We start from the raw sequence: 1,951 nt of genomic DNA, 5'->3' as shown, positions 1-1,951 counted from the left end.
TGCGCCGCGGGACCGGCGACCTCGCCGAACTCCACCGCGCCGGCGAACGATCCGGCCACCGCCTCACGGGCGGGCCCGGGGACGCCCGGCAGGACGGCGCCGATGTCGGCGGCGTACCGGCCGGCGAGGATGCTGCCCGAGATCGCGATGCCGATCGCGGCGCCGACCTCGCGCATCGCGTCGTTGACCGCGGCGGCCACGCCCTGCTCGTCGGCGGGGATGTCCGAGACGATCGCGGACGTCGCGGGCGCGGTGGACAGGCCCAGGCCGACACCGGCGATGACCATCGGCCACAGGATGTCCCAGTAGCTCGAGTCGACGCCCAGCCGGGAGAGGAAGACCATCCCGGCGGCGATCGCGCCCACGCCCACCACGGACACCGCCCGCAGTCCGACCACCGCGGTGAGCCGGGGCGAGAGCAGGGAGAACACCATGACGGGCACGACCATCGGCGCCAGCGACAGGGACGCCCCGATCGCGTCGTAGCCCTTGACCAGCTGCAGGTACTGCACGATGAGCAGGAAGAACCCGAAGATCGTGAGGAACTGCATCGCCACCGACACCGAGCCGGCCGAGAAACCGCGGCGCCGGAAGTAGCGCACGTCGAGGATCGGGTCATCGGCGCGGAGCTCGACCAGCACGAAGGCGGCCAGGCTCACGGCGGAGGTGATGAGGGCGACGACGACGGGGGCCGCCGAGAAGCTGGTGTGCGCCCCCTCGATGAGCCCGAACACCACCCCTCCGACGGCCAGTGCGGAGAACACGGCGCCGGCGACGTCCGGCCGACCACGCCGGGACGCGACGGATTCGCCGATCGTGAACGCCGCGACCAACACGACCAGGCCGATCACCGAGTAGACGAGGAAGATCGACTTCCAGGACCACACCTGCAGCATGAGCCCGGAGCCGATCAGTCCGACGATCCCACCGATGCCGGCGAAGCCCGCCCAGGTGCCGACGGCGGTCCCGCGGCGTTCGGGCGGGAAGCTCGCGGTGAGCAGCGAGAGCGTCGACGGCATGACGAACGCGGCGCCCACGCCGGCGACCGCGCGGAGGATGATGAGCCAGAGCGGCGAGTCGAGCCACAGCGGCAGCGCGGAGGACAGGGTGAACAGGATCAGCCCCACGATGAGGGTGGCGCGGCGGCCGAAGCGGTCGCCCAGCGCACCGGCGGTGAGCACGAGCGCGGCCAGCGCGAGCGTGTAGGCGTCGACGATCCACGTGAGCTCGGCCTGGGTGGCGCCGATGGCCACGGCGATGTCGGGCAGCGACGTGTACAGCGCGGACATGGTGGCCACGACCAGCGAGACCGCGACGACATTGACGAACAGCAGCCAGCGGCGTCGTCCGGTGGACAGTTCCAGCACGGAGCCTCCCGGGGAGCGGTACGGGAAACGATACCGGCGGTATCGTTCGTCCCCGCCACCGTAACGTATGACCCTCCCGGCACGGGGGGCCACAATGGGGGTCATGCCCACGCCGACCGACCCCCGCCGTGCCCGATCCCGGGGCAAGCTCCTCGACGCCGCGGCGGACCTCCTCGTCTCGGGCGGCGCGGCTGCGGTGACGGTGGAGGCGGTCACCCGGCTGTCGGGGGTCGCGCGGACAACGCTGTACCGCAACTTCCCGTCGACGGACTCGCTCATCGCGGCCGCGTTCCGCCGACTGCTGCCCGCCCCGGAGCCGCCGCCGGCGGAGGCCCCGCTGCGCGACCAGCTGCTGCACCTGTGCGCGTCGATGACCCGCCTCATCCAGGACGCGCCCCTGCAGCAGTCGATGCTGGGGTGGTTGGCGATGGGCCGCGGCGCCTCGGAGGACGACGAGGTCGGCCAGCTCCGCCGCGGGGTCGTGGACTCCTACACGGCGCCGCTGCACGCGGTGCTCTCCTCCGCGGAGGCCGACGGCACCCTCGTCCCCGGCGACCGCGACCTCGCGGTGGCGCAGCTCGCCG

At 72.8% G+C, this 1,951-nt stretch carries 2 protein-coding genes; one reads left to right on the top strand and one right to left on the bottom strand.

Translation table 11 applies throughout. The features are described from left to right. The coding region (locus tag G6030_RS12540) for an MFS transporter (RefSeq protein ID WP_182643344.1) at positions 1-1,367 on the bottom strand (1,367 nt) is incomplete at its 3' end. Between the two features lie 103 nt (positions 1,368-1,470). On the opposite strand from G6030_RS12540, the gene G6030_RS12535 reads away from it, so the two are divergent. Further along, a partial coding sequence (locus tag G6030_RS12535) for a TetR/AcrR family transcriptional regulator (RefSeq protein WP_182643343.1) occupies positions 1,471-1,951 on the top strand: 481 nt, incomplete at its 3' end.

It is taken from the genome of Dietzia sp. E1 (genome assembly GCF_014145015.1).
GTDB classification, from domain to species: Bacteria; Actinomycetota; Actinomycetes; order Mycobacteriales; family Mycobacteriaceae; genus Dietzia; species Dietzia cinnamea_A.
The sequence above is the reverse complement of the archived record's forward strand: the minus strand, read 5'-3'. Positions and strand labels throughout refer to the sequence as shown.